Origin of the sequence: Duganella levis (assembly GCF_009857605.1) — a bacterium.
GTDB classification, from domain to species: Bacteria; Pseudomonadota; Gammaproteobacteria; order Burkholderiales; family Burkholderiaceae_D; genus Rugamonas; species Rugamonas levis.
On sequence record NZ_WWCT01000005.1, the window covers coordinates 139,423 to 164,591 of the forward strand.

The following is a 25,169-nucleotide window of genomic DNA, read 5'->3' on the forward strand; positions in this document are numbered from 1 at the left end:
TACCTCGCGTGCTGCCCACTACCGAACGACAGTACCATAAGCGGCAGTCAAAGCCGCTATACGGTAATGAATCGAACCGGCAGTAAGCGCCTACTCACTGAGTCCCCAACCGTCGGCGCTAGCCTGCAAACGGTGCGTCAGGTTCAGCGCCTGCATGAACACCTCATCATGCGACACCACCAGCAGCGCGCCCTGGTATTGGCGCAGCATGGCTTCCAGCGCGGCCAGCGAATCGAGGTCCAGATGGTTGCTCGGCTCATCCAGCAGCAACAGCTGCGCCGGCGGATGTGCGTACAGCGCGCAGGCCAGCGCCACCTTCAACCGTTCACCGCCGCTGAGCAGGCCGACCGGCGCCGCCGCCAGTTGCGCATCCAGACCCATTTGCGCAAGATGGGTGCGCAGCGCCGACTCGCCGGCTTCGCGGTTGGCGTCCAGCAGATGTTCAATCGCCGAACGCTGCGGCGCCAGCTGCGTCAATTGCTGATCGAGATACGCGGCGCGCGCCCGCACCTCGCAGCGGCCGGCCAAAGGTTGCAGCTGGCCGGCCAACAGTTTGAGCAAGGTCGATTTGCCGCAGCCGTTCGGCCCCACCACGCCGATGCGCTGCTGGCCGCTGATGGTCAGGCTGATGTGGCGCGTGGCCGGCGGCGCATAGGGCAGCATCACGTCCTCCAGTTCCGCCAGCCGCAAACGCGCGGCCTGCGGTGCGGCCAGTGCATGCATGGCGATGGCGGCGCTGGGCGCGATCTGCTGCGCAGCTTCCTGCACCCGCTGCGACAAAGCCTCCTGCTGCGCCGCGTGCTGCTGCCGCAGCTTGCCGGCCGTGCCTTGCGCGCGGTTCTTCTGCCCGCCCAGCAGGATCTTGGCCTGATTGGCGTCGCGTCCATCGCTGGCGCCTTTCGCCAGGCGGCGCTCCTGCTTCTCCTGCTGATCGCGCATGGCCTGCGTGTCGCGCTTGCGTTCCAGTTTGCGCTGGTCCAGCTGGCGTTGCGCGCTCTCGCGTTCGGCCTCCTTGCATTCGGCGTAGAAGGCATAGCCGCCGCCGTAGCTGCGCATGCCCAGTGGCGACAGTTCGACAATGCGCGTCATCTGCTCCAGCAGTTCGCGGTCGTGGCTGACCACCAGCAGGCCGTTGGGCCAGCGCTGCAACTGCGCCATCAGCGCCAGTCGGTTGGCTCGGTCGAGGTGATTGCTTGGTTCATCGAGGATCAGGAAAGCGGCGTCGGACAGCCAGGCGGCGATCAGCGATACGCGCATCGCCTCGCCGCCACTCAGGGAGGCAGCCGGCGTCTCCGGCCGCAGGTGCGGCAAGCCGCTGCGATCGAGCTCGGACTGCAAGCGCTCGCGCAGATCCCAGCGTTCGCCGACGGCGTCGAAATCGGCCGGATCGGCGCTGCCGTTCTCGATGCGCTGCAATGCCGCCAGCGTGGCGTCGACGCCGGCCAGCTTCGCCACCGTGCCATGCTGCGCGATCTGCTGCGACAGATAATGCACCGCGCCGCTGCGCGCGATGCGGCCCGCCGACGGCGTCAACTCGCCGGCTAGCAGGCGCGCCAGCACGCTCTTGCCGACGCCATTGCGGCCCACCAGGCCAGTGCGGCGCTGGTCGAATACTTCGTTCAGGTTCTGGAACAGAATGCGGCCGTCGGCCAGCATGTAAGAAACGCTTTCCAGCGTCAGGGAGAGATGCGCCATGATGATTCCAAATGATGCGTGAAAACCGTCCCGTTGCGGGACACGTGGTTAATCAGGAAAGGGCATCATCGGATCACATGGCGCGAATATAGCAGGCCTGCGGCCGGGCGTCTACCCGGCACGCGGTGCTGCTTAGTCCCAGGCTGGCGCCAGACCGTCAGGGCTGGTCAGGCGCTCATTGCGCTCCAGCGCCGCGATCTGCGCCATGTCGTCGTCGCTCAGTTTCAGGTCCAGCGCTTTCAGGTTGCTGTCCAAATTGGCGCGCTTGGTCGACGACGGAATCACCGCATAACCCAGCTGCATCGCCCACGCCAGCACCACCTGCGCCGGCGTGGCGTGGTGACGCGCAGCGATCTGCTGGATCACCGCATCGCCCAGCACTTTGCCGTAGGCCAGCGTCATGTACGACGTGATGTGAATGCCATGCTCGCGCGCGAACTCCGCCACCTTGCGGTTTTGCAGATACGGATGCAGCTCGATCTGGTTGGTGGCAATCGCCGGCGCGCCGACTGCATCAATCGCCTGCTGCATCAGCTCCACCGTAAAGTTGGAGACGCCGATCTGGCGCGTCAACCCTTGCGCCTTGGCTTCCGCCAGCGCCGCCATGAATTCCGCCACCGGCACCTCGCCGCCTGGCGACGGCCAGTGGATCAAGGTCAGGTCAACGTAGTCGGTGCGCAGCTTGGCCAGGCTCTCTTTCAGGCTTGCAATCAGCTTTTCCTTCGACAGGTTGGCGATCCAGATCTTCGTGGTGATGAACAGCTCCGAACGCGGCACGCCGCTGGCCGCAATCGCCGCGCCCACTTCCGCCTCGTTACCGTAGATTTGCGCGGTATCGATCACGCGGTAGCCGGCTTCCAGGCCATTGCGCACCGAATCGATCACCACCTCGCCTTGCAGGCGGAAAGTACCAATACCTAATTGTGGAATGCTCATACTTGCTCCTTGAGTGCTTGCAGGCCATCGGTGTAAATACCGTGGAACAGCTGCGTGATTTCTTGTTCGCTGACGCCCACCGGCGTAAAGCTGCCGGACCATTCGACCACCGAGGCCGAATCGCCTTGCGGCGTGACCCGCAGCGTCGCCAGATAATCCCTGGCCGGGAACGGCGCCTTCAGGATCGAATAGCTGTAGTAACGCTCCTTGTCGTTGAACGTCTCAAGACGTTCGACAATCGCTTCACCTGCCGGATTGGCCAGGGTGCGCACGCGGCCACCCTCGCTCAATTCGCTGTGCGGAATGTACGGCAGCCAATCGGGCAGCGCATTGAAGCCGCCGATCAGTTGCCACACCCTGTCCGCAGTCACAGGAAGCGTGATGCTGGCGATGGTGCTGGCCATGATTACGCCTTCTCGCCAGGCAGCGGCGCGTCGGCGGCCACCAGGTTTTGTGCGCGCATCTCCTGCCAGAATGCCGCTGGAATCACTTCGTTCAGCGCCGCGTGATCTTCGGCGATGCGTTCCGGACGGCTGGCGCCAGGAATCACCGCCGCCACCGCAGGATGGGCCAGCGAGAACTGCAACGCCGCCGCCTTTACGCTGACGCCATGCTTCTGCGCGATGGCCTTGATGCGTTCCACCTTGGCGATGATGTCCGCCGGCGCCTTCTGGTATTCGAAGTGCGCGCCGCCGGCCAGGATACCCGAGCTGTATGGACCGCCGACCACGATGTCGACACCGCGCTTGAGCGCCGCCGGCAAGGCGCGTTGCAGCGCGCGTTCGTGATCCAGCAGCGTGTAGCGGCCGGCGAGCAGCGTAGCGTTGGGCTGCGGCTCGTTCAGGTCCAGCAGCAGTTCCAGCGCTTCCACGCGGTTGACGCCCAGGCCCCAGGCCTTGATCACGCCTTCGTTGCGCAGGCGGTCCAGCATGCGGAAGGCGCCGGTGCGGGCGATCTCGAATTGGCCGATCCATTCATCGCCATAGAAATCCTGGGCGACGTCGTGGACGTAGACGATGTCCAGATGATCGGTCTTCAAGCGTTTCAGGCTGTCTTCGATCGAACGCAGCGTAGCGTCGGCGCTATAGTCGTTGACGATTTTGTTCGGACGGCCAAATTCGAACACGCCGCCTTTTTCGCCCATGTCGCGCTGCGACGGATCTTCGATTTCATCAAGGATCAGGCGACCGACTTTGGTGGCCAATACATAGTCGTCGCGATTGCGCTTGGCCAGCGCTTCGCCCAGACGCAGCTCGGCCAGGCCGGCGCCGTACAGCGGCGCGGTGTCGAAGTGGCGGATGCCCTGTTCCCAGGCCGCATCCACCGTGGCCAGCGCTTCGGCCTCCGGAATGTTGCGGAACATATTACCCAGCGGCGCGGTGCCGAAGCCCAGTTTGCCATTCAGTTTTTGACGGATACTCATCTTGATTCCTTTAAGTGATGAAGAAAGTGAAGCAAGTTTAGATTGACTACATCAGACTGTCCAAGACATAATTTGCACCACTTGAGTCCCATAAGGTCTGATATGTTAGACATTCGCCAACTCCAATACTTCGTCACCGTGGCTGAGGAGGAGCATGTGGGGCGTGCTGCTGAAAAGCTGCACATCTCGCAATCGCCGCTGAGCCGGCAGATCGCCCAGCTGGAAGAAAAGCTGGGCCTGACGCTGTTCGAGCGCAGCCAGCAGCGCATCCGCCTGACCCGCGACGGCCGCACCTTCCTGGCCGAGACCCAGGCTTTCTTGACCCACGCCTCGCGGCTGGAAGGACTGGCCAAGCGCCTTGGGCGCGGCGACGAAGGTGGCCTGTGCATCGGCTACATCGAAAACGCCATGCACGCCGGCGTGCTGCCGGCCGGCCTGCGCGACCTGCGCGCCTCGCGGCCGCACGTGCACGTGGCGCTGTATAGCCTGCACTCGTCCGAGCAGCTGGAAGGCCTGCGCCAGCGCAGCCTGGACATCGCGCTGATCTGCGATCCGCCGGCCATCGACGATCCCGACCTGGAAAGCGTGAAGGTGCTGAGCGACCCGATGATGCTGGCCCTGCCCGAAGGCCATCCGCTGTGCGACATCGCCGCATTGCAGCCATCCGACCTGGCCGGCCAGGAATTCATCGTCGTGCGCCATCAGGAGACCGGCGACCATCACCACCAGTTCGTGGCGGCCTGCGTGCGCTCCGGCTTCACGCCCAACATCAAGATGGAAGCCAGTGAGCCGACCACCGCGCTCGGGCTGGTGGCGGCGGGACTGGGCATCGCGCTGGTGCAGCAAGGCTTGCGCCACCAGGCGCCACCCGGCGTGGTGATGCGCGAACTGCCGTGGTTCACCTACCACGCGGCGGTGTGGGCGGCGTGGCACCGCATCAACCTGCGGCCGCTGGTCGCCACCTTCCGCGAAACACTGCTGGCACTGGCGACGAAAGGCTAGCAATATCGGCTACACTGGCGGTCATATCTTTTTGCGCCACCCCGTATGCCTGAGAAGAACCTGCCCGAACTGATCACCCTGAAACGTCTGATCGACGAAGGCGGGAAGCATCTTGAAGTCGCCACCTCCTGCACCGTGGCGATGGATGGCCGCCAGTTCCCGGTCTACACCATCGCGATCGGCAACCCGAGTCCGGACGTGCCGGCGCTGGGCTTCTTCGGCGGCATCCACGGACTGGAACGGATCGGCACCCAGGTGGTGCTGTCGTTCCTCGAAAGCCTGCTGGCGCGGCTGCGCTGGGACAGCACGCTGCACCAGCAACTGGAGTCGATGCGGCTGGTGTTCATGCCGCTGGTGAATCCGGGCGGCATGTGGCAAGCCACGCGCTGCAATCCGCAAGGCGTGGACCTGATGCGCAACGCGCCCTTGAGCGCGGTCGAGAAAGTGCCGTTCATGCTGGGCGGCCAGCGCTACAGCCATCACCTGCCGTGGTACCGCGGCGCCGAGGGCGCGCCGATGGAGCCGGAAAGCCAGGCCGTGTGCGACCTGGTGGAACGCGAACTGCTGACGCGCCAATTCAGCATGGCGCTCGACTGCCACTCCGGCTTCGGCCTGCGCGACCGCGTGTGGTTCCCGCATGCGCACACCGCCACGCCGATTCCCCATCTGGCCGACATCGGCGCGCTGGAACAGCTGTTCAGCCAGAGCTACCCGAATCACAACTACGTGTTTGAACCGCAGAGCCGCCAGTACCGCACCCACGGCGACCTGTGGGACTACCTGTACCTGAACGGCACTAGCTATAGCGACCGCGTGTTCCTGCCGTTCACGCTGGAGATGGGCTCGTGGTTGTGGGTGAAAAAAAATCCGCGCCAGATCTTCGACCGCATCGCCATGTTCAACCCGACCGCGCGGCACCGCTTGCAGCGCGTGCTGCGGCGCCACCTGATCCTGTTCGACTTCCTGATGCGCGCCGCGAACAGCCACGGACGCTGGCTGCCCGAAGGCATGGCGCGCACCATCCAGCACCGCCGCGCGCTGACGCAGTGGTATCACACATGAGCCACTGGGTTCTGCTGCGCGGCCTGATGCGCGAACAGCGTCACTGGGGACGCTTCCCCGGCCAGCTGGCGAAGGTGCTGCCGGACGCCAGCATCACCACGCCCGACCTGCCGGGCAACGGCAAGCATCACGCGCAGCACAGCGCCACCACCGTGGCCGAGATGGTGGAATTCTGCCGCGCCGACTTGCGCGCGCGCGGCGTGCCGGCGCCCTACTCGCTGCTGGCGCTGTCGCTGGGCGGCATGGTGGCGGTGGAATGGGCCAGCCGCTATCCGCAGGAGATTGCGCGCTGCGTGCTGATCAACACCAGCATGCGGCCGTATAGCCGCTTCCACCAGCGGCTGCGCTGGCAGAACTATCCATCGATTTTAAAACTGATGCTGAAAGGCGGCGTGGAAAACCAGGAACGCCTGATCCTGCGCCTGACCAGCCGCGAAGGCGACAGCGAGCAGCGCGACGGCTTGCTGAAACGCTGGCTGGAATACCAGCGCGAATATCCGGTCACGCGCGCCAATGCGCTTCGCCAGCTATGGTCCGCCGCCCGCTTCCGCGCACCGGCTGCGCGGCCAACGGCGCCGCTGCTGGTGTTAAGCAGCGGTGGCGACCAGTTGGTCGATCCGCGCTGCTCGGCCAACCTGGCCAATGCCTGGCAAGCCGCGCACGCGATCCACCCCACTGCCGGCCACGACCTGCCGCTGGACGCCGGCGAGTGGGTGGCGCACGAAGTAGGGAAATGGCTGGCCGCCAGCGAAGCGCGGTAAAATACCGCCCCTATGAATCCGACCACCGCCAAGCTGGAGTGCCGGCCCAACTGCGGCGCCTGCTGCACCGCCCCCTCCATCACCAGTCCCCTGCCCGGCATGCCGAACGGCAAACCCGCCGGCGTGCGCTGCATCCAGCTGGCCGACGACAACCGCTGCCTGGTGTTCGGCCGCCCCGAACGCCCCGCCTTCTGCGCCGGCCTGCAACCCGCCGCCGACATGTGCGGCGCCAGCCGCGAACACGCCATCCAATGGCTGGCGGATTTAGAGCAAGCAACCGCTCCACAATATTAATCATCGCATCGCAAAGCAGTCGAACGGGGTCGCATCTAGCCGAATCATTTTCTTCAAAATCAAGAAAGTATTTCTTCAAAAGAAACATTTACCCGCGAATTCCAGAAAGCTACCATAGCCTCACTTTCTGATAAAGGACTGATATGCAATCACCAATCGCCAAGACCATCAGCACAAGCGCCATCAGCCTGGAGGCCGCGCAAGCACTGCTGGCAGAGGCGCGCCGCGCCTGCGCAACGCGTGGGTTCGCCGCAACCATCGCCGTTACCGATGCAGGCGGTCACCTGCGCGCTTTCGAGCGTGCCGATGCTGCCCCGTTTCTGACCGCCGATGTGGCCGTCGACAAAGCATGGACCGCCGCCTCGTTCGGCATGTCCACACACCAATGGAATCAGTACATGGCCGAACCTGCCGTTGCCCCGCTGGCGCATCAGGCACGGTTGATGGCGGTAGGCGGCGGCGTACCGATCTTCGATGAAGGACGTCTGGTGGGCGGCATCGGCATTTCGGGCGGCACATCCATTCAAGACCATGAAGCCGCCGAGGACGCGTTGCGTGCCGCCGGCTTCTTGCAATGACCCCTGCTGACGGGAATCAACCTGGCGGCTCCGCAACACGCATGGCGGCCCAGCTACTGAGGCTGGCGCCAAACGAGGGCTACAACTTGACAGCCCTGCCGGGCGTGCGCGTGTTGCGCTCCAACCGAGCCCTGGCGCGGATGCCCGTGCTGTACGACCCCGGCATCGTGATCGTCTGCCAGGGCCGCAAGCGCGGCTACTTCGGCAACCAGGTGTATCTTTATGATGAGCACCATTATTTGGCCGTGTCCGCGCCGGTTCCGTTCAGCATGGAAACGGACGCCACGCCAGGACATCCTTTGCTCGCGCTATATCTGCACCTGGATTTTTCCCTGGCAGCGGAACTGGCCGCACAGATCGACCATGCCGGCCTGGCAGCCCCCGTGCAGCCGCCGCAATGCATGCTGTCCACACCGATGGACAATGAGATGCGGATGTCGGTAGCGCGTTTCATCGAGGTCATGAGCCGGCCGTTGGAAGCCATCGTCCTGGGCCCCGGCCTGCTGCGCGAGTTGTACTTCAGGGTACTGACTGGACCGCAGGGCAGCTCAATGCGGGAATCACTGGCCATGCGTGGACAGTTCGGGCGCATCGGCAAGTCCTTGCGTCTCATCCATGCCGAATACGCCCAGGCACTGGACGTGGCGCGACTGGCGCACGAGGCCGGTATGAGCGTGCCGAGTTTTCACAGCCACTTCAAGGCCGTTACCAAGGTCTCGCCCATCCAGTATGTGAAATCGACGCGGCTTCATCAGGCGCGCCTGTTGATGGTGCGTCAGGATTTGACGGCCGAGGTCGCGAGCCTCGCGGTCGGCTACACCAATCCATCCCAGTTCAACCGGGAATTCAAGCGCCTGTTCGGCCTGACGCCTGCCGCCGAAGCGAGGCGCATGCGCGCAGGCTTCGCCATTCCGGCATTTGCGAATCCGACCTTTGTCTCCTCTCACTGAAGCGCCACGCCGGCTGGCTGCCTGGCAGCGGGATACCGGCACAGGATCCACGCAGCCAGGCCGGTGGTCAGGGTAAGGGCCAGACCGAACTCGGTGGTCAGGTAAAGCACCGGACCGGTCTTCGCTGTCAGCCCGTCGAAGATCGATTGGACAAACAGGTTGTGACTGGCGTGCAGCAGGGCGCAAGGCCAGACACTGCCGCTGCGCAGCCGCAACCATCCAGAGATAAATGCCGCCGCTGTGATCGACAAGGTGAAACAGGTGAGTGCATATACTGGATTCGTCCCGGCGTTGTAATGCCCCCAGACCAAGCCAGGATAGTGCCAGACCGCCCAGATCAGACCGCTGATCAGGCAAGCGCCGCGAAAGCCAAAGCGCGCCATCAGCCTTGGAAACAGGAAGTCGCGCCAGCCCAACTCCTCGCCCAGAGCCCACGTGAGGCTGGCGATTATTCCCACCGTCAACAACAAGGGAATGCCGACGACAAAAGTGCCGAAGACCTTGTAGTCGGCCAGGTTATATGCTCCCGCCACGGCAGACATGAAGGCGTCGAGCGCGAAAGCCTGGGGAATGAAGGCCCACACGCACAGATACGCCACCGCCGAATACAGGGGCGGCACGCAATAACCGAGAACCAGCCAGCGCGTTGACGGCCATTGCCAGCCCAGCGTACGAATATCGATGCGACAGATCCAGCAGGTAATCACTGCCGCGCCGGTAGGCCCCCACATGGCGAAGCGGTCCAGCATGGGATTTTGATGATCCACATGAATTCGCAGCGTGTCTGACATCGCAGAAAAAAAAACAGACTGCCGCCAGGAATATCCATATCTGACGGGCTGGATAATCTACAGCGGGCGGGATAACCACATCCTTTTTCATGGTGATGATGCTCCTTTGATCCGAAAAAGCGTCATTGGCGACGGAGGTGCATCATAGTCTTGCGCCGTGCGCAGATGAAGACAAGTTAGTCTGTTTTTCTTACACAAAACTATGAGCACGATGGCGCGGCGAGGAGATCATCAAGACGAGCGGTTGGCGTCCAGAACCGTCAGCGCAGCCATGTTGATGATGCGTCGTACGGTCGAGCTGGAGGTCAGAATATGCACCGGGGCATTCACACCGAGCAAAAACGGCCCGACTGCGACATTGCTGCCTGCGGCAGTCTTGAGCAGGTTGTAGGCGATGTTGCCGGCATCGACGTTCGGGCACACCAGTAGATTGGCGGAGCCGGTGAGGCGCGAGTCCGGCAGGATCTGCGACCGCAAGGTCGCATCAAGCGCGCAATCGCCATGCATTTCGCCATCGACTTCCAGCGCGGGGGCGCGCTCGGTGATGAGTTTCAGGGCCTGCCGCATCTTGCTGCCGGATGCCGAACTCGCCGAACCGAAATTGGACCGGGACAGCAACGCCGCCTTGGGCGCCAGATTCAGCAAGGCCAGTTCTTCTGCGGCAGCGATGGTGAACTCGGCGATCTGCTCCGCAGTCGGATCGTCATTCACATGCGTGTCGACCAAGGCGACCGTGCGCTGGTCAAGCAGCAGGATGTTCATGGCGGCATAGGTGTGCGCGCCGGGTTTCTTGCCGATGACCTGGTCGACATAGCGAAGGTGGTCGTGATAAGCGCCAACGGTGCCGCAGATCATGCCATCGGCGTCCCCCAGGCGCACCATCATGGCGCCGATCAGCGTCAGGCGGCGGCGCATTTCGACCCGCGCCATCTCCTTGGTGATGCCTTCACGGCACATCAAATCCCAATACGTGGTCCAGTACTGATGGAAGCGTTCGTCGTAATCCGGGCTGGTGACCTCGACGTCCTGCCCCAGGCGAAGACGCAAGCCGAATTTCTGGATGCGCGCCAACAGCACGGCGGGACGACCGACCAGGATAGGCCGCGCCAGCTTTTCATCAACGATGACCTGCACTGCGCGCAGCACGCGCTCGTCTTCGCCCTCGGTAAATACGATGCGGGCCTTGCCGCCGTCGCGCACACGTTGTTTGGCGGCAGCGAACAGCGGTTTCATGAACGCGCCCGAGTGGTAGACAAATTGCTGCAGCTGTTCCACGTAGGCGTCCAGATCGGCAATCGGCCGTGTGGCGACGCCGTCTTCCATGGCCGCCTTGGCGACCGCCGGTGCGATGCGCACGATCAGGCGCGGATCGAAAGGCTTGGGGATGAAATACTCGGGACCGAACGCCAGGTCATAGCTGCCATACGCGGCGGCGACGACGTCGTTCTGTTCTTCTTCCGCCAGGGTTGCAATGGCGTAGACCGCGGCGACTTCCATTGCACGGGTGATGCTCGTCGCGCCCACGTCCAGCGCGCCACGGAAGATATACGGAAAGCACAGCACGTTGTTGACCTGGTTCGGATAGTCCGAGCGGCCGGTCGCCATGACGATATCGTCACGCACCGCCAGCGCCACCTCGGGCAGGATCTCGGGCGTGGGGTTGGCCAGCGCCAGGATCAGCGGACGTTCGGCCATGCTGGCAACCATTTCTTTCTTCAAGACGTTACCGGCGGACAGGCCCAGGAACACGTCAGCGCCTTCGATCACCTGCGCCAGCGTGCGCAGATCGGTGTGGCGCGCATAGCGCTGCTTGTCAGGATCCATCAGGGTAGGACGGCCTTCGTAGACCACGCCATCGATGTCGGTGACCCAGATATTCTCCAGCGGCAAGCCCAGATCCATCATCAATTCCAGGCACCCCAAGGCGGCCGCGCCGGCCCCCGACACCACCACCTTGACCTCGGTGATCTTCTTCCCGGCGACTTTCAGACCGTTGATGAACGCCGCCGATACCGTGATCGCGGTGCCGTGCTGATCATCATGGAACACTGGAATCTTCATGCGCTCACGCAGCTGGCGCTCGACCGAGAAGCATTCCGGCGCCTTGATATCTTCCAGGTTGATGCCACCGAACGTCGCTTCCAGCCCAGCAATGATGGTGACCAGCTTGTCCGGATCGGTCTCGTTGATTTCGATATCGAAGACATCGATGCCGGCAAACTTCTTGAACAGGACCGCCTTACCTTCCATCACCGGCTTGGACGCCAATGCGCCGATATTGCCCAGTCCGAGCACCGCCGTGCCATTGGTAATGACGCCCACCAGATTGCCGCGCGCCGTGTAGCGAAACGCGTTGAGCGGATCGGCGACGATCTCTTCGCAGGCCGCCGCCACGCCTGGCGTGTAGGCCAAGGTCAGGTCGCGCTGGGTCACCAGGGGCTTGCTTGCTGTTACGGAAATTTTTCCAGGGGACGGGTACTGGTGGTATTCCAGGGCGGCTTGGCGGTCGGTCTGATTCATATGTTCTCCTCTTGTTGGTGGTTGATCGTCATGGCGATGACTTGCAGCCAGTTTAGGCAAGCGGTATATCCATATCATTTTGATTTGTTATGATCCCATCATATTTATCTGATGAAAGCTCGTTGCCCATGGACCTATTTGATCCAAGCGCCTTGCTGCGACGCCTGAGTACCCGCCTGAAGATGCGCCATCTGCTCTTGCTATTGCAAATACAGCAGCACAAGTCACTGACCCGTGTGGCCGAGCACATGGCCAGCACCCAGCCGGCCATTACCAACGCGCTCGCCGAATTGGAAGGGATGTTTGGCGGCCCGCTCTTTGATCGGTCGGTGCGTGGCATGGCGCCAACGGAATTGGGCAAGGTGGTGCTGGAACGGGCCGGCGCGATGGTCCATGATCTGCGCCACCTGGTGCGCGACATCGAGACGCAAACAGCCGGCTATGGCGGGCATCTGCATATCGGCATCACACCTTTCATTTCGGGGCAGATACTCAGCAGTGCGATTCAGCAGACCCGGCTGGATGGCGACCAGCAGCTGACCGTAACGATTCACGAGGGAACCAGCGACCAGTTGCTGGCACAATTGAGCGAGCACGCTCTCGATCTCGTCATCGGGCGCGCCTCTTCCGGCGTGAATCAGACGAACATCCGATTCGAGGTGTTATATCGTCAGCAGCCGCGACTCATCGCCAGTCGCCGCCTGGCGGCGCAACTGGGGCGTGTGCGCCTGGATTGGCGCAAGATGGTTGATCTGGACTGGATACTGGGCGCGCCCAACACGCCCATGCGAGAGCAGGTGGCGGCCATTTTTCTCGGCGCGGGCATAGCGCCTCCCGTACCTGTTGTGGAAAGCTATTCAGCGAAATTGATCGGTGAAATGATTGCAGCGAACGAAAGAGCCATCTCGATTGTTCCTGCCGATATTGCAGAAGAGCTGGTACGCGTCGTCGGCGTGGCGATCGTCCCGTATTCGATTGATTGGACACTTTCTCCGATTGCCTTATTCATGCGCTCGGATGGTCTGCCGCGCAAAGCTGAGCAACTGTTCGCCAACGCGCTACACGCTTCCTGCCAGAAAATTTGCGCAGGATTCTCGTCTTAGAAATCAACGTGGTCACGCCAGGCGACATAATCATCCGTCTGGCACCAAGACGAATATTTAACCGTCAACCGGTTGCGCCGGCGTATCCAGAATCAGCTGATAGAAAGCCAGGTCCAGCCAGTTGCCGAATTTGAAGCCGACTTGCGGCAGGGTGCCGACATGCTTGAAGCCGAGGCCTTCGTGCAGCTTGATGCTGCCGGCGTTGGCGGCGTCGATGCCGCCCATCATGGCGTGCAGGTTGTTGGCGCGGGCGGCGGCGATCAGTTCCTGCATCAGCTGCTTGCCCAGCCCCTTGCCGCGATGGTCTTTGTGGATGTACACCGAATGCTCCACCGTGTACTTGAACGCCGGGAAGGCGCGGAAGGTGCCGTAGCTGCCGAAACCGGCCAGCACGCCGTGTTCATCCTCGATGCCGATCACCGGGAACCCGCCATTGCGCTTGGTGTCAAACCAGGTGGTCATCACCGCCGGAGTGCGCGGCTTGTATTCGTACAGCGCGGTGGAGTTCAGGATGGCGTCGTTGAAGATGTCCAGGATGGCGCCTGCGTGCCGCTCGAAACTGCACTGCACGACGGTGTGCTTGCTCATGGAATAGCTCTCGGTGGTGGAAGGATGAATTTCCACTATACTGGAAACGCCATCCACCATACAAGAGAAACGTCACTGGCGCAGCGCCATTTGCGACAGCAGGCTGACCAGCTCGCGCTTGAAGCGCATCAGGAATTCGGGTTGTGTCATGGCTATCTCCTGCAAGAAAAACTTGTTCATGGAATTTTGTCTGCGTATGCGTTATATTCTGCGCTGGCATTAAATCGTTATCAAACGAGTTATTCTCGCCACTCACATAAGAAAAACTTATTCATGGCCAAACCACTGCGCTCCCTGTCCGGGTTGCTTGATTTTGATTGCGCCGCGCGCTGGGGCAGCTTCAAGCTGGCCGCGCAGGAGCTGCACAAGACGCCGGCCGCCATCAGCCTGCAAGTCAAGCAATTGGAGGAAACGCTGGGGTTTGAGCTGTTCGCGCGCTATCCGCGCCACATCGCGCTGACCGAAAAAGGCCAGGAGCTGGCCGCCACGGTGCGCCGCATGCTGGGCGAGTTGAATACCAAGGTGGCCGCGCTACAGGGCGGCGACGAGGAAAAAGTCCTGCGCATCTCGACCACCCATTCGCTGGCGATCAAATGGCTGGTGCCGCGCATCCCGCGCTTCACCATGCGCCATCCGGAGCTCGACATCCGCATCGATTCCAGCGACCTGCTGGCCGATATGAACGACGGCGGCACCGACATCGCGGTGCGCACCTACGACGCCATCCCCGGCGATCCCGACCTGCTGTTCCAGGACGAGCTGGTGGCGGTCTATAGCCCGTCGCTACTGGCGCCCGGCGAAACCGAGATCACGCTGGAGACGCTGAACCGCTACCCCCTGCTGCACGAACAGACCACCGACACCTGGATCAAGCTGCTGCGGCATAACAACGCGCTTAACGAAAATTACAACTTCTCGCGCAGCTACACCAATTTCGCGGTGATGGTACAGTCGGCGCTGGCCGGGCAAGGCGTGGCGCTGGTGTCGCACGCGATCGCCAACGAAGATCTATGTAATGGTTCACTGAAAATGGTACGCTGCTCGCATGCCGAGTACAAGCGCGGTTACCGCATCATCGTCGGCCGCGGCAAGGACGGCATGGGCAAGATCACGCACTTTTGCGACTGGCTGCGCGAAGAAGTAGCCGTGATGCAGAAAGGGTTCTATCAATGTTAAAGCGACTGATGTTGATCACGCTGCTGGCGGCAGCGCCGCTGCACGCCGCCGAAAAACCACCGCTGCGCTATCTGCAAAAAGTCGACGGCATGATGACGCCGGAGCAGCAGCAGACCACCCTGTTCCAGGACAAGCTGGGCGCCGCATTGGCGCATCAATTGGGACGCCAGGTGAAATACATCGCGCTGCCGCGCAGGCGTCTGATGGTGGCGCTGGAAAACGGCGAAGGCGATATTCTGTGCAGCTATCTGCCCGAATGGCTGCCCGGCGCGGTCGACTGGACCCGCGCCTTTATTCCCACCAGCGAGGTGGTGGTGTCGTCGCCGCACGTCAAACCGCCGGCGACGGTATCGGACCTGCGCGGCCTGCGTCTCGGCACGGTACTCGGCTACCAATATCCCGAGCTGGAAAAAATCATCGGTAACGACTATATCCGCGACGATGCGCCAACCAGCGTGATGTCGATCCGAAAATGGCGCGCCGGCCGCATCGACTACCTGGTCACGCAACGCAGCGCCGTCAATCGGCAGCTCGCCGAGGGCGGCCTGCCGCCCGGCTATCATGTACTGGTGATCTACGAAGTGAAAGCCAAATGCGCCGTCTCCCGCAAGAGCCAGATCACCGTCGACGAAGTCAATGCGGTGATCAATGCCATGGAGAAGAGCGGCGAAATGGCCGGCATCCTGAAGCTGCGCTAGCGCAGGGTCAGCGTGCTTTCGAGGCGGATGTCGTCCGAGGCGCTGCCCACCATCAGCTTGAAGTCGCCCGCTTCCGCGCCCCACGCCAGTTGGTTGTTGAAGAAGGACAGCGTATCGCGGTCGATGGTGAAGCTAATCCGGCGCGTCTCACCCGGCTTCAGGTGCACTTTCTGGAAGCCCTTCAACTCCTTCAGTGGACGCACCACCGACGACACCATATCGCGCAGGTAAAGCTGCACAATCTCCGTGCCTTCCACCTTGCCGCTGTTGGCCAGATCGAACGACAGCGTCACCTTATCCTTGCCGCCCATGGCCGGGCTGCTCAGCGTGATGCCGGAGTATTTGAAGTCGGTGTAACTCAGGCCATGGCCAAACGCATAGCGCGGCGTGTTGACGGAATCGATATAGGCCGATTTGTAGACCACATTCTTTTCATCGGTGACCGGACGCCCCGTGCTGTACTGCGCATACGACAGCGGAATCTGCCCCACGCTGCGCGGGAAGGTGATCGGCAGCTTGGCGGACGGGTTGTAGTCGCCGAACAGCACATTGGCCACCGCGTTGCCGCCTTCGCTGCCGGGGAACCAGGCGTAGACGATGGCGTCGGCCTTGTCGGCGATGGTGTTGAACACCAGCGGACGGCCCGCCAGCATCACCACCACCACCGGCTTTCCGGTGGCTTTCAGCGCGTTGAACAGCGCTTCCTGCTGGCCGGGCAGCGAGATGTCGGTACGCGACTTGGCTTCGCCGCTCATATCCCAGGTTTCGCCAACCGCCAGCACGATGACGTCCGATTGCGACGCAGTGGCGACAGCGGCGGCAAAGCCCTCGGCCGACGCGCAGCCAGGCGCGCAAGCTTGCGCGTAGCTGATCTCCGCCTTGCCGGCGTGGCCGCGCATGCCTTCCAGGATGCTGACTACCTTGGCGCGTTCGCCCTGCACCACCCAGCCGCCTTCCAGATCGCGCTGCGCATCGGCCAGCGGACCAATCACCGCAATGCGTTTGGCGTCGCGCGACAGCGGCAGCAGCTTGCCGTCGTTCTTCAGCAACACGATGGACTTCTGCGCCACATCCAGCGCGGCGGCGCGGTGCGAAGCGTCGCCCAGCACCGCCTTCTCGCGCGCGGCGTCGGAGTAGCGGTATGGATCGTCGAACAGACCCAGTTCAAATTTCTTGACCAGCACGCGGCGCACCGCATCGTCCAGCGTCGCCATCTTCACCTTGCCGGCTTTGACGGCGGCTTCCAGATGCTGGCTGTAGGCGTAGCCTTCCATGTCCATATCGCTGCCGGCGTTGATGGCCTTGACGGCGGCGTCGGACAAATCGGCCGCATAACCATGCGGCACCATCTCGCGCACCGAACCCCAGTCGCTGACCACGAAGCCTTTGTACTTCCACGCGCCCTTCAGGATATCGCGCTGAAGCATGCTGTTGCCGGTGGCCGGCACGCCGTTCAGCGTATTGAAGGAGTTCATGAAGGTGGCCGCGCCGGCATCGGCGGCAGCCTTGAATGGCGGCAGATAGACTTCGTACAGCTGCTGCGGACTCATATCGACCGCGTTGTAGTCGCGGCCCGCAATCGCCGCACCGTAGGCGGCGAAGTGCTTAGCGGTCGCCATCACGGAATCGGTGGCGCCGAGCTTCTTGCCCTGGAAGCCGTGCACGCGCGCGGTGGCGATCTGCGAACCGAGATAGGTGTCTTCGCCGGCGCCTTCCATCACGCGTCCCCAGCGCGGGTCGCGGGCCACGTCCACCATCGGCGCAAAGGTCCAGTGGATGCCGGCGGCAGCGGCTTCCCTGGCCGCGATGTGGGCGGACAGCTCGATCGCATCCAGATCCCACGACGCGGCTTCGCCCAGCGGAACGGGGAACACGGTCTTGTAGCCGTGGATAACGTCAAGGCTGAACAGCAGCGGGATCTTCAGGCGCGATTGCAGCGCCAGCGCCTGGATCTCGCGCGTGTCGGCCACGCCGATCACGTTCAGCATCGAGCCGACCTTGCCGGCGCGGATATCGGCCAGCTTGGCGGCATACTCGCTGCTGGTTGGGCCGGTGAACTGGCGGCCGGACAGTTGATGCAGCTGGCCGACCTTCTCGGCCACCGTCATCTGTTTCATCAGGTCCGCGACCTTGCGGTCGATTTGCGCGTCTTGCGCGTGGACGGAAAAAGCCAGGGCCGCGCTGATGGCGGCAGCAATGTATTGTATTTTCATTTGTATTGTTGCTGCTTCTGGTCGTAGTAGGACTTCAGCGTGTAGAAGGCTTGCTTCTTCTTGCCGGTCTCGGAGATCAAACCCTTGCGGTTCCAGTAGTCCTGATAGTAAGGATGTGGACGACGTGGCGAGCGGAAGTCCGCCAGCACCCACGGCGTCATGCCGCGCAGGCCGGGAATCGCATCCAGCAGTTTGAAGGTATTCTTGTACAACTGGTCCTGATACTCTTCGCTCCACTTGGTGTCGCTGTCGGCGTGGTAGCCGCCCAGCGCATCGGCGCCGAACTCGGTCACGATCACCGGCTTGTTGTAATTGACCTTGAAGGAGAACTTCAGCATCTCCTTGTTGTTGGACCAGTACCAGCCGGCGTATTGGTTAAAGCTGGCCAGGTCGATCTTCTCGGCCAGCGGATCTTCCACCGTCACCACGTCGCCGCTGCGATGCACTTCCAGCGCAGCGCCAACCAAACGGGTATGGTCCAGCGACCGCACGGTATCGGCCAGCTTGCCCATGAATTGCGTGCGCACCGGACTGACAGGCGTCTCGTTACCGATTGACCAGATGATGACGCTGGCGCGGTTCTTGTCGCGCACAACGAGATCAGTCAGCTGCTGCTGCGCGTTGGCGTAGACTTCCGGCTTCTCCCACGAGATGGTCCAGTACACCGGCACCTCGGCCCACACCAGGATGCCCATTTCGTCGGCCAGCTTGATCATCTCTTCGCTGTGCGGATAGTGCGCCAGGCGGACGTAGTTGCAGTTCATGTCCTTCGCCCATTGCAGCATCATGCGCATATCGCCTTCACCGCGCAGGCGGCCGGGGATCAGCGGATTTTCGTCATGCAGCGAAATCCCGCGCAGGAAGATGGATTTCCCGTTCAGCAGAATATCGTGGCCGCGCGTTTCGATGGTGCGCAGTCCGATGCGGTCGTTCAGCGTATCGGTGGCGCCGGCGATAGTCACGTTATACAGCTTGGGATCTTCCGGCGACCAGTAGCGCACCTTGCTCTTCGGCAGCGCGATGCTGACGGCGGCGCGGCCGTTGGCGTCGGTGCGCACCACGGTCTTGAGACCCAGTTCCGCGATGGAGATGGTGACGTCCTGTGCGCGCTGTACACCAGCCAGCTGCACATGGCCTTCGATGCGGCCCATATCTCCCTTGGCCAGCTGGATCTGATAGTCCTCGATATAGGTGTCCGGCGTTTCGGCAAGAATCACGTCACGTGTGATGCCGCCGTAGTTCCACCAGTCGGTATTCACGGTCGGGATATCGTCCTGATGGCGGGTGTTGTCGGCCTTGACGATGACGTTGTTCTCGCCCTTCAGCAAACGCCCCGTCACCTCGAACTGGAACGGCGTGAAGCCGCCCTTGTGGCTACCGATCTTTTTGCCATTCAGGTAGACGTGGGCTTCGTAATTGACGGCGCCAAAGTAGAGGAAGTAGCGCTTGCCGTCCTTCGGCGCGGCGACGAACTTCTGCCGCATCCACAGCGTGCCTTCATAGAATTCCAGCTTGGCGTTCTGCGAATTCCAGTCGCCCGGCACCGCCAGCGTCGGCGAGCTGTCGAAGTTGTATTCAACCGCATCATCCTTGTCCTTCGGCTTGCGGTCGTCGTAGAAGCCACCGGCGCCGCTCGGCGACTGGTCGAACGGCTGACGGCGATAGTTGTAGTATCCCGTCTCGTACGGATCGATGATGTAGCTCCAGCGGCCATCCAGCAGCACATGCTGGCGGCCGTAGATGTTTTGCAGCGTGGGCGGCTGCTTGGCCAGTTCGGCGCGCGCGCCGTTGCCCTTGTTGGCCTGCGCCTGTCCCGGCGCCTGATCGTCCTGCGCGCCCGCCGTCAGCGTGACGGCAAGGCAGCTTGATAACAGCAGCTTCCACACTTTATGCATTCATGTCTCCTGAAGTATTTTTTTAGTTGGTGAACTTGCCTTCGTAGCCGGGCGGCGTGGCGTCGATGTGCAGCGTGAGTCGCAGCGGCAGCTTGTCCAGCATCGGCGCCAGATGCGCGCGCGCCGCCGTCAGCAGCGCATCGCCTATCGTTTTCACCAGTTCCGGACTGCGGCCCGGCGTGATGCGCATATTCATGTAGACGAAAGCCCGGCCCTGCTCTCCATCCGCCACCGCGAACTGCGCGGCCGGATAGGCCAGCACGCGCGTGCCGTACAGCGGGAACACCAGCGTGCCGGTCGCATCCTGCAACGTGACCAGCGTGTGCGACAGCGTCTTGCACAATTCGCCGATGTCCGTATGCGCATCCAGGTTGGCGGTGTATTCGATTGTCAGATGCGGCATACGATTCCCCTTTTATTGATACTTGATGCTCCACTTGATCGTCAGCGGCTCTTTCAGCGTCAGCTTGCCGGTGCTGCACGTGACCAGCGTCTTCATCGCACCATAAGGCGCCATGAAGTCCTTGCTGCCATTGGTCGGTGCGGACTGGCATTGCTGCAAGCCGCTGACACTGTATTCCGTCACATCGCCCTGCGCGAAGGTGACGGTATTACCCTTAATGGTAGCCTGATCCGAGAAAGAGGCGAATTCCAGTGACACCTTCTCCACTTCCTGCGCGCCGACCGGTGTGTAGACATCGGTGCGGGTCATCAGGCCGTGTTCCAGCTTGTAGGTGGTTTGCAGCTTGATACGGCCATCCTTGACCGGCGAACGCTTGCCCAATTTGTCCAGTTCATCCTGACGATAGGTGATGGTATAGCGCTGGCCATCCTTGACGGTCTTGATGTCCTTGATCCAGGCGGCGCCGATCAGTTGCGAGCCGTCAGCCATGGTGAACTTCGGCAGCAGCTGCGGATGCGCGCTGCCGCTGTCGGACACGCCAGAGACGATGCCCTGCGCGAACGGCAGCGGGTAGTAAGGGCTGTTGTCATGCTGGCTGATGCCGCCGTTGATCATGTTCAGGCTGACCACGTGTTTGCCATCGCGGAAAATCGCCAGCGCGCGGTCGTAGTCGCCGTGCGCAAAGGTGGTCACGCTGAACTGCGGACGGCTCTTTTCCAGCCACGCCTGCAAATCGGCCTTCGGCTGCACGTCCTTGAAGCCAGCCTCGTTCCACATCTCGTTGGTGGACAGCAGCTGATGCAGCAGCGAGAAGTTCTCGCCGAGGATGCGGTGCTTGCCACGATAGGTATCGGTGCGGCGGCCCTTGCCCCACATATCCAGCGAATGCATGGACGGGTCATACCAGAAGTCCATATAGCGCGCCGCCACGCGCGACGAGAAGGCATAGGCATACTGCTTCTCTTCCGGCGTCAGCACGTTCAGGTATGCCGACACGGACAGGATCTCCACCAGCGCCGTTTCTCCATAAGGCCCAAGGCTGCGGCCAAAGCTGAAGCCATCGCCGGCGGTATTGGACACGTTCAGCGCGATGTCGGCCGCCTTGCGCAGCAGGCCTTTCAGCTCGTCGGTCGGTTGCAGGCCGGTTTCCAGGAAGCGTTCGCAGATCTCGGCGATCAGCAGGATGCTGTAACGGTCGAAGCGTCCTTCGCCATCCGTCTCGTCGGAGAAGCCGTACTGGCCGGAGTACTTCTTGTAATGCGTGAGCATTTTCTCCAGCAGCACCTTGCCGGCGCTATCGTCCTCCCAGCCCATCAACATGCGCAGGCGCGCGATGCTGAAGGCGACGCCGTAATAGTTGGTCGGCAGCGAAATCAGATCCCACTGCGGCGTGACGAAGGTGCGCCAGTCCAGCTGCTTGCGCAGCTTCTCCAGCGTGGCCGGGCTGACGGCGCGCTCCAGCAAACCGGCCTGCTTCAGCTTCACCAGCGTGCCGATGTAGTAGTAGATGCCCCACGTATGGTTATCCATACCGACCGTCATATCGGCGATCTCGCGGTAGTCCTTCAGCTTCTGTTCCAGCGACGGATCATCCTTGGGCGTATTGAGCAGCACATGGCCCAGACCCGCCGCCACTTTCCCCGGCAGGAATTTGTCGCCGCTCTTGAACGGCGAGGTGCCGTCCATGACGATGCCCTCCTTCTCGGTCGCCAGCTTTTTGAAGAAGAAGTCCAGCTGGGTGTACGCGTTGTCCTGCACGATGCGGTTCATCGGCGTGGTGGCCAGCGGCGGCACGTAGTTTGCGGGGGTAACTTGAGCGATAACAGCAGATGCGGGAGCGAAGGCCAGCAGCACCGCCAGCGCGGTGGAATTCAAGGATGTCATGTGGTGTCTCAATTATTATGGAAAACGTTTTACGGATGGTATGTGATTTTTCTGTGCAGGTAAAGCCACGTCACCAACTATTCCATTGACCCAGAGAGCAAAATGGTTATACTTGCGATTAAACGTTTAACCAAACACACCTAAAAATGACCAATACCACCACTCAGAAACCCTTTAAACGCATCCTCCTGACCGGCGCCGGCGGCGGCCTGGGAACCGTGCTGCGCGAACGCGCCAAAGCATGGGCGGATGTCGTCCGCCTGAACGACGTCAAGGATCTCGGCCCCGCGCGCGACGGCGAGGAAATCGTTATCGGCGACCTGGCCGACCGCGACAAGGTCATGGCCATGATGGAAGGCGTGGACGCCGTGCTGCACTTCGGCGGCATTTCGGTTGAAGACAAGTTTGAGCCGATCATGAACGCCAACATCCTCGGCCTGCACCACCTGTACGAGGCGATTCACAAGTGCGGCGTCAAGCGCGTGATCTACGCCAGCTCCAGCCACGTGGTGGGCTTCTACAAGACCACCGATCTGGTGGACGCCAGCATGCCGTTGCGTCCCGATGGTTTCTACGGCGTTTCCAAGGCTTTCGGCGAAGCGCTGTCGCGCTACTACTACGACCGCTTCGGCACCGAGACCGTGTGCCTGCGCATCGGCTCCTCGTTCCCGGAACCGAAGAATCCGCGCATGATGGTGACCTACCTGGCCTACGACGATCTGGTGGAGCTGATCCGCTGCTCGCTGTTCACGCCGCGCGTCGGTCACACCATCACCTTCGGCACCTCGGACAATCCGGTCAAGTGGTGGGACAACAAGCACGCCTCGCACCTGGGCTATGCGCCGCAGCACAGCGCCAAGGACTATGCCGGCAATTTCCCGGATAGCGCCGACTATCCAGAAGCGGGCGATGCGCCGACCATCTACCAGGGCGGCCCGTTCGTCGTAGCAGGACCGATGTACAAATAAAATAAAACACAGAGGAGACACATGACATCATCGCATCTTCGCATAGCTGTATTGGCCGCTGTTGCGGCCATGTGCTATACCGTTCCCGCCATCGCCGCCATGCCCGCCGATATGCCCGCAGCGCAGGCGGCAGCGCCATCGGCCGCCATCAATCCGAAAGCCGTGCTGTCCACCATGGAGCGCGTGGCCGACTGGCAGCTGGCCAATCCCAGCAAGCACCGTCCGGACGACTGGACGCAGGCGGTCGGCTACAACGGCATCATGGCGCTGGCGAATATCTCCGGCAGCAGCAAGTACCGCGATGCGATGATCGCCATGGGCGAGAAGAACAACTGGAATCTCGGTCCCAATCACTACCACGCGGATGACCACATCGTCGGCCAGACCTACGCCGAGCTGTATCTGCAAACGCATGATCCGAAAATGATCGCGCCGATGCGCGCCAGCTTTGACGACATCCTCGCCAACCGCCGCAACGGCACGCTGGAGTTCACCGTCAAGGGCAACCAGGACCGCTGGTCCTGGTGCGACGCGCTGTACATGGCGCCGCCGGCCTGGCTGCGTCTGTGGGCCATCACCGGCGACCAGCGCTATATCGACTTTGCCATCAGCGAATGGTGGGTGACCTCCGACTACCTGTACGACAAGGAAGAACACCTGTACTTCCGCGACTCCAACTACTTCGACAAGCGCGAAGCCAATGGCAAGAAGGTCTACTGGGGACGCGGCAACGGCTGGGTGATGGGTGGCCTGGTGCGCATGCTGCAATACCTGCCGGAGAATCATCCTGAGCGTCCGCGCTTCGTCCAGCAGTACAAGGACATGGCGGCCAAGCTGCTGACGTTGCAACAGCCGGATGGCCTGTGGCGCGCCAGCCTGCTCGATCCGGCGACCTACCCGATGAAGGAGTCGAGCGGTTCGGCGCTGTATGCGTATGCGTTTGCGTGGGGCGTCAACCAGGGATTGCTGGATGCGAAAGCGTACAAGCCTGCGGTGCAAAAGGCGTGGACCGCGCTGGTCGCCAACGTGCAGCAGGACGGCAAACTGACGCACGTGCAGCCGATCGGCCTGGCGCCGAAAGTCTTCGATGACAATCTGACCGAGGTCTATGGCGTCGGTGGTTTCCTGCTGGCCGGCAGCGAGGTGTATCGCATGGCGGTGCTGGACAAGACCAGGCCGCAGAAGGTCAGCGTGGCCAATCCGACCAGCAGCGTGCGCGGCGACGAACTGGCCGAAGCGACGCTCGGCAAAGGCATCAACAAGCCGGTGGTGATGGACGCCGCCACCTCGGCCATCGTCAATTCACAAGTAATTGGCAAGCAGATCGTGTTCCCGGTCAACCTGGCGGCGGGCGAGACGCGCCGCTACCTGGTGCTGCCGGCCGACCGTCTGGCCGCCGTGCCACCGGCCGACGTCAAGACCCATGCGCGCTTCGTGCCGGAACGGCTGGACGATTTCGCCTGGGAGAGCGACCGCACCGCGCACCGCGTGTACGGCCCGGCCATCATCAACGATCCGAAAGAACACCTGATCAGCAGTGGCGTGGACGTGTGGGTGAAGAAGGTGCGCACGCCGGTGGTCGACAAATGGTACAAGCGCGGCGAATATCATCACGACATCGGCGAAGGCCTGGACTTCTACGACGTCGGCCAGAGCCGTGGCTGCGGCGGCACCACCATCCTCGCCGACGGCAAGCTGCATAACTCGTCCAACTTCAAGACGTGGAAGGTGCTGGCCGATGGCCCGCTGCGTTCCATCTTCGAACTGGCCTACGGCGACTGGGATGCCGGCAACGGCCGCATGGTCTCCGAAGTGAAGCGCTACTCGATCGACGCCGGCTCCAACATGACGCGGGTGGAAACCCGCTTCAAGGCCAGCGGCAAAGGGCCGCTGACGGTCGGCGTGGGCATGGTCCAGCGCGATGGCGACGGCCACTACGTCAACGGCGCGTCAGACAATTGGGCCGCCTACTGGCAGCCGCCGCACGGCGACGACGGCAACATCGGCTGCGGCGTGGTGCTGCCGGCCGGCGCCAGCGGCTACGAATTGATCGACAAGCAGCAGTTCACGCTGGGCACGGCGCAACCGGGCCAGCCCTTCGTCTACTACTTCGGCGCCGGCTGGAGCAAGAGCGGCGACTTTGCCGACGCTGCCGCCTGGGACGCCTATGTCCGCAACTACGCACAAAAGCTGAAAGCACCGCTCAAAGTCAGTACGCAGTAAGCGCCC

Annotated in this window: 22 protein-coding genes; 11 read left to right on the forward strand and 11 right to left on the reverse strand. The window is 62.1% G+C overall.

The annotated features are described in order from the left end of the window. Window positions 1–90: 90 nt before the first annotated feature. The 4 genes from GTP69_RS08715 to GTP69_RS08730 form a co-directional block, all read right to left on the reverse strand. Window positions 91–1,695: an ABC-F family ATP-binding cassette domain-containing protein gene (locus GTP69_RS08715; RefSeq protein WP_161054509.1), complete on the reverse strand. Its 1,605-nt coding sequence runs from the start codon at window positions 1,693–1,695 to the stop codon at window positions 91–93. Window positions 1,696–1,827: 132 nt separating this feature from the next. After that, the gene (gene dkgB / locus GTP69_RS08720; protein WP_161054510.1) at window positions 1,828–2,631 is read right to left on the reverse strand and encodes a 2,5-didehydrogluconate reductase DkgB; all 804 of its coding nucleotides are present in this window, start codon (window positions 2,629–2,631) and stop codon (window positions 1,828–1,830) included. Further along, window positions 2,628–3,035 carry an SRPBCC family protein gene (locus tag GTP69_RS08725; RefSeq protein WP_161054511.1) on the reverse strand — a complete coding sequence of 136 codons (408 nt, stop codon included), beginning with the start codon at window positions 3,033–3,035 and terminating at the stop codon, window positions 2,628–2,630. Before GTP69_RS08725 ends, dkgB begins: the two co-directional genes overlap by 4 nt. 2 nt (window positions 3,036–3,037) lie before the next feature. After that, window positions 3,038–4,054 carry an aldo/keto reductase gene (locus tag GTP69_RS08730; RefSeq protein ID WP_161054512.1) on the reverse strand — a complete coding sequence of 339 codons (1,017 nt, stop codon included), beginning with the start codon at window positions 4,052–4,054 and terminating at the stop codon, window positions 3,038–3,040. Window positions 4,055–4,156: 102 nt separating this feature from the next. Here GTP69_RS08730 and GTP69_RS08735 point away from each other — a divergent pair, with 102 nt between their 5' ends. The 6 genes from GTP69_RS08735 to GTP69_RS08760 all read left to right on the forward strand — a co-directional run bounded on the left by GTP69_RS08735 (window position 4,157) and on the right by GTP69_RS08760 (window position 8,701). Then, complete coding sequence (locus GTP69_RS08735) at window positions 4,157–5,056, forward strand: LysR family transcriptional regulator (RefSeq protein ID WP_161054513.1); 900 nt, start codon at window positions 4,157–4,159, stop codon at window positions 5,054–5,056. Between the two features lie 45 nt (window positions 5,057–5,101). After that, on the forward strand, window positions 5,102–6,118 hold the full coding sequence (locus tag GTP69_RS08740; protein WP_161054514.1) for a M14 family zinc carboxypeptidase: 1,017 nt from the start codon (window positions 5,102–5,104) through the stop codon (window positions 6,116–6,118). Then, a complete protein-coding gene (locus GTP69_RS08745; RefSeq protein WP_161054515.1) occupies window positions 6,115–6,879 on the forward strand; it encodes an alpha/beta fold hydrolase in 765 nt (254 codons plus the stop codon). Before GTP69_RS08740 ends, GTP69_RS08745 begins: the two co-directional genes overlap by 4 nt. Before the next feature lie 12 nt (window positions 6,880–6,891). Continuing rightward, on the forward strand, window positions 6,892–7,173 hold the full coding sequence (locus GTP69_RS08750; protein ID WP_161054516.1) for a YkgJ family cysteine cluster protein: 282 nt from the start codon (window positions 6,892–6,894) through the stop codon (window positions 7,171–7,173). Between the two features lie 143 nt (window positions 7,174–7,316). Beyond that, entirely contained in the window at window positions 7,317–7,751 is a 435-nt protein-coding gene (locus GTP69_RS08755; protein ID WP_161054517.1) for a GlcG/HbpS family heme-binding protein, read from the forward strand. Window positions 7,752–7,792: 41 nt separating this feature from the next. After that, window positions 7,793–8,701, forward strand: coding sequence for an AraC family transcriptional regulator (locus GTP69_RS08760; protein ID WP_229260859.1), 909 nt, complete (start codon window positions 7,793–7,795; stop codon window positions 8,699–8,701). On the opposite strand, the gene GTP69_RS08765 is transcribed toward GTP69_RS08760, so the two are convergent. Next, window positions 8,695–9,450 (reverse strand): CPBP family intramembrane glutamic endopeptidase, encoded by a 756-nt coding sequence (locus tag GTP69_RS08765; protein WP_161054519.1) that lies wholly within the window; start codon window positions 9,448–9,450, stop codon window positions 8,695–8,697. The genes GTP69_RS08760 and GTP69_RS08765 overlap by 7 nt on opposite strands. Window positions 9,451–9,723: 273 nt before the next feature. Continuing rightward, window positions 9,724–12,012: an NADP-dependent malic enzyme gene (locus tag GTP69_RS08770; RefSeq protein ID WP_161054520.1), complete on the reverse strand. Its 2,289-nt coding sequence runs from the start codon at window positions 12,010–12,012 to the stop codon at window positions 9,724–9,726. A gap of 128 nt (window positions 12,013–12,140) precedes the next feature. On the opposite strand from GTP69_RS08770, the gene GTP69_RS08775 reads away from it, so the two are divergent. After that, window positions 12,141–13,115, forward strand: a complete 975-nt coding sequence (locus GTP69_RS08775; protein WP_161054521.1) for a LysR substrate-binding domain-containing protein — start codon at window positions 12,141–12,143, stop codon at window positions 13,113–13,115. Window positions 13,116–13,172: 57 nt separating this feature from the next. Here the strand turns inward: GTP69_RS08775 and GTP69_RS08780 are convergent, their stop codons facing one another. Continuing rightward, entirely contained in the window at window positions 13,173–13,703 is a 531-nt protein-coding gene (locus GTP69_RS08780) for a GNAT family N-acetyltransferase (RefSeq protein ID WP_161054522.1), read from the reverse strand. 273 nt (window positions 13,704–13,976) lie between these two features. Between GTP69_RS08780 and GTP69_RS08785 the strand changes: the two genes are divergently transcribed. Continuing rightward, the gene (locus GTP69_RS08785) at window positions 13,977–14,879 is read left to right on the forward strand and encodes a LysR substrate-binding domain-containing protein (protein ID WP_161054523.1); all 903 of its coding nucleotides are present in this window, start codon (window positions 13,977–13,979) and stop codon (window positions 14,877–14,879) included. Next, the gene (locus GTP69_RS08790; RefSeq protein ID WP_161054524.1) at window positions 14,873–15,577 is read left to right on the forward strand and encodes a substrate-binding periplasmic protein; all 705 of its coding nucleotides are present in this window, start codon (window positions 14,873–14,875) and stop codon (window positions 15,575–15,577) included. The genes GTP69_RS08785 and GTP69_RS08790 overlap by 7 nt, the downstream gene beginning before the upstream one ends. On the opposite strand, the gene GTP69_RS08795 is transcribed toward GTP69_RS08790, so the two are convergent. Genes GTP69_RS08795 through GTP69_RS08810 form a run of 4 tightly spaced genes read right to left on the reverse strand, consistent with a single transcriptional unit; the run spans window position 15,574 to window position 21,972 of the window. Then, window positions 15,574–17,790 (reverse strand): glycoside hydrolase family 3 N-terminal domain-containing protein, encoded by a 2,217-nt coding sequence (locus GTP69_RS08795; protein ID WP_161054525.1) that lies wholly within the window; start codon window positions 17,788–17,790, stop codon window positions 15,574–15,576. The genes GTP69_RS08790 and GTP69_RS08795 overlap by 4 nt on opposite strands. After that, window positions 17,787–19,685 (reverse strand): glycoside hydrolase family 2 protein, encoded by a 1,899-nt coding sequence (locus GTP69_RS08800; protein WP_161054526.1) that lies wholly within the window; start codon window positions 19,683–19,685, stop codon window positions 17,787–17,789. The genes GTP69_RS08795 and GTP69_RS08800 overlap by 4 nt, the downstream gene beginning before the upstream one ends. 22 nt (window positions 19,686–19,707) lie before the next feature. Beyond that, entirely contained in the window at window positions 19,708–20,088 is a 381-nt protein-coding gene (locus GTP69_RS08805; RefSeq protein WP_161054527.1) for a 5-carboxymethyl-2-hydroxymuconate Delta-isomerase, read from the reverse strand. Window positions 20,089–20,100: 12 nt separating this feature from the next. Next, entirely contained in the window at window positions 20,101–21,972 is a 1,872-nt protein-coding gene (locus GTP69_RS08810; RefSeq protein ID WP_202424347.1) for a hypothetical protein, read from the reverse strand. A gap of 146 nt (window positions 21,973–22,118) precedes the next feature. Between GTP69_RS08810 and GTP69_RS08815 the strand changes: the two genes are divergently transcribed. Both GTP69_RS08815 and GTP69_RS08820 read left to right on the forward strand, forming a co-directional pair. Further along, entirely contained in the window at window positions 22,119–22,940 is an 822-nt protein-coding gene (locus GTP69_RS08815; RefSeq protein WP_161054528.1) for an NAD-dependent epimerase/dehydratase family protein, read from the forward strand. 21 nt (window positions 22,941–22,961) lie between these two features. Beyond that, window positions 22,962–25,163 (forward strand): glycoside hydrolase family 88 protein, encoded by a 2,202-nt coding sequence (locus GTP69_RS08820; protein ID WP_161054529.1) that lies wholly within the window; start codon window positions 22,962–22,964, stop codon window positions 25,161–25,163. Window positions 25,164–25,169: the final 6 nt, after the last annotated feature.

Bases quoted from the DNA above. Each gene is read 5' to 3' on its own strand.
- GTP69_RS08715 (WP_161054509.1), bottom strand. From the start codon at position 1,695: ATGGCGCATCTCTCCCTGACGCTGGAAAGCGTTTCTTACATGCTGGCC.
- dkgB (WP_161054510.1), bottom strand. From the start codon at position 2,631: ATGAGCATTCCACAATTAGGTATTGGTACTTTCCGCCTGCAAGGCGAG.
- GTP69_RS08725 (WP_161054511.1), bottom strand. From the start codon at position 3,035: ATGGCCAGCACCATCGCCAGCATCACGCTTCCTGTGACTGCGGACAGG.
- GTP69_RS08730 (WP_161054512.1), bottom strand. From the start codon at position 4,054: ATGAGTATCCGTCAAAAACTGAATGGCAAACTGGGCTTCGGCACCGCG.
- GTP69_RS08735 (WP_161054513.1), top strand. From the start codon at position 4,157: ATGTTAGACATTCGCCAACTCCAATACTTCGTCACCGTGGCTGAGGAG.
- GTP69_RS08740 (WP_161054514.1), top strand. From the start codon at position 5,102: ATGCCTGAGAAGAACCTGCCCGAACTGATCACCCTGAAACGTCTGATC.
- GTP69_RS08745 (WP_161054515.1), top strand. From the start codon at position 6,115: ATGAGCCACTGGGTTCTGCTGCGCGGCCTGATGCGCGAACAGCGTCAC.
- GTP69_RS08750 (WP_161054516.1), top strand. From the start codon at position 6,892: ATGAATCCGACCACCGCCAAGCTGGAGTGCCGGCCCAACTGCGGCGCC.
- GTP69_RS08755 (WP_161054517.1), top strand. From the start codon at position 7,317: ATGCAATCACCAATCGCCAAGACCATCAGCACAAGCGCCATCAGCCTG.
- GTP69_RS08760 (WP_229260859.1), top strand. From the start codon at position 7,793: ATGGCGGCCCAGCTACTGAGGCTGGCGCCAAACGAGGGCTACAACTTG.
- GTP69_RS08765 (WP_161054519.1), bottom strand. From the start codon at position 9,450: ATGCTGGACCGCTTCGCCATGTGGGGGCCTACCGGCGCGGCAGTGATT.
- GTP69_RS08770 (WP_161054520.1), bottom strand. From the start codon at position 12,012: ATGAATCAGACCGACCGCCAAGCCGCCCTGGAATACCACCAGTACCCG.
- GTP69_RS08775 (WP_161054521.1), top strand. From the start codon at position 12,141: ATGGACCTATTTGATCCAAGCGCCTTGCTGCGACGCCTGAGTACCCGC.
- GTP69_RS08780 (WP_161054522.1), bottom strand. From the start codon at position 13,703: ATGAGCAAGCACACCGTCGTGCAGTGCAGTTTCGAGCGGCACGCAGGC.
- GTP69_RS08785 (WP_161054523.1), top strand. From the start codon at position 13,977: ATGGCCAAACCACTGCGCTCCCTGTCCGGGTTGCTTGATTTTGATTGC.
- GTP69_RS08790 (WP_161054524.1), top strand. From the start codon at position 14,873: ATGTTAAAGCGACTGATGTTGATCACGCTGCTGGCGGCAGCGCCGCTG.
- GTP69_RS08795 (WP_161054525.1), bottom strand. From the start codon at position 17,790: ATGAAAATACAATACATTGCTGCCGCCATCAGCGCGGCCCTGGCTTTT.
- GTP69_RS08800 (WP_161054526.1), bottom strand. From the start codon at position 19,685: ATGCATAAAGTGTGGAAGCTGCTGTTATCAAGCTGCCTTGCCGTCACG.
- GTP69_RS08805 (WP_161054527.1), bottom strand. From the start codon at position 20,088: ATGCCGCATCTGACAATCGAATACACCGCCAACCTGGATGCGCATACG.
- GTP69_RS08810 (WP_202424347.1), bottom strand. From the start codon at position 21,972: ATGACATCCTTGAATTCCACCGCGCTGGCGGTGCTGCTGGCCTTCGCT.
- GTP69_RS08815 (WP_161054528.1), top strand. From the start codon at position 22,119: ATGACCAATACCACCACTCAGAAACCCTTTAAACGCATCCTCCTGACC.
- GTP69_RS08820 (WP_161054529.1), top strand. From the start codon at position 22,962: ATGACATCATCGCATCTTCGCATAGCTGTATTGGCCGCTGTTGCGGCC.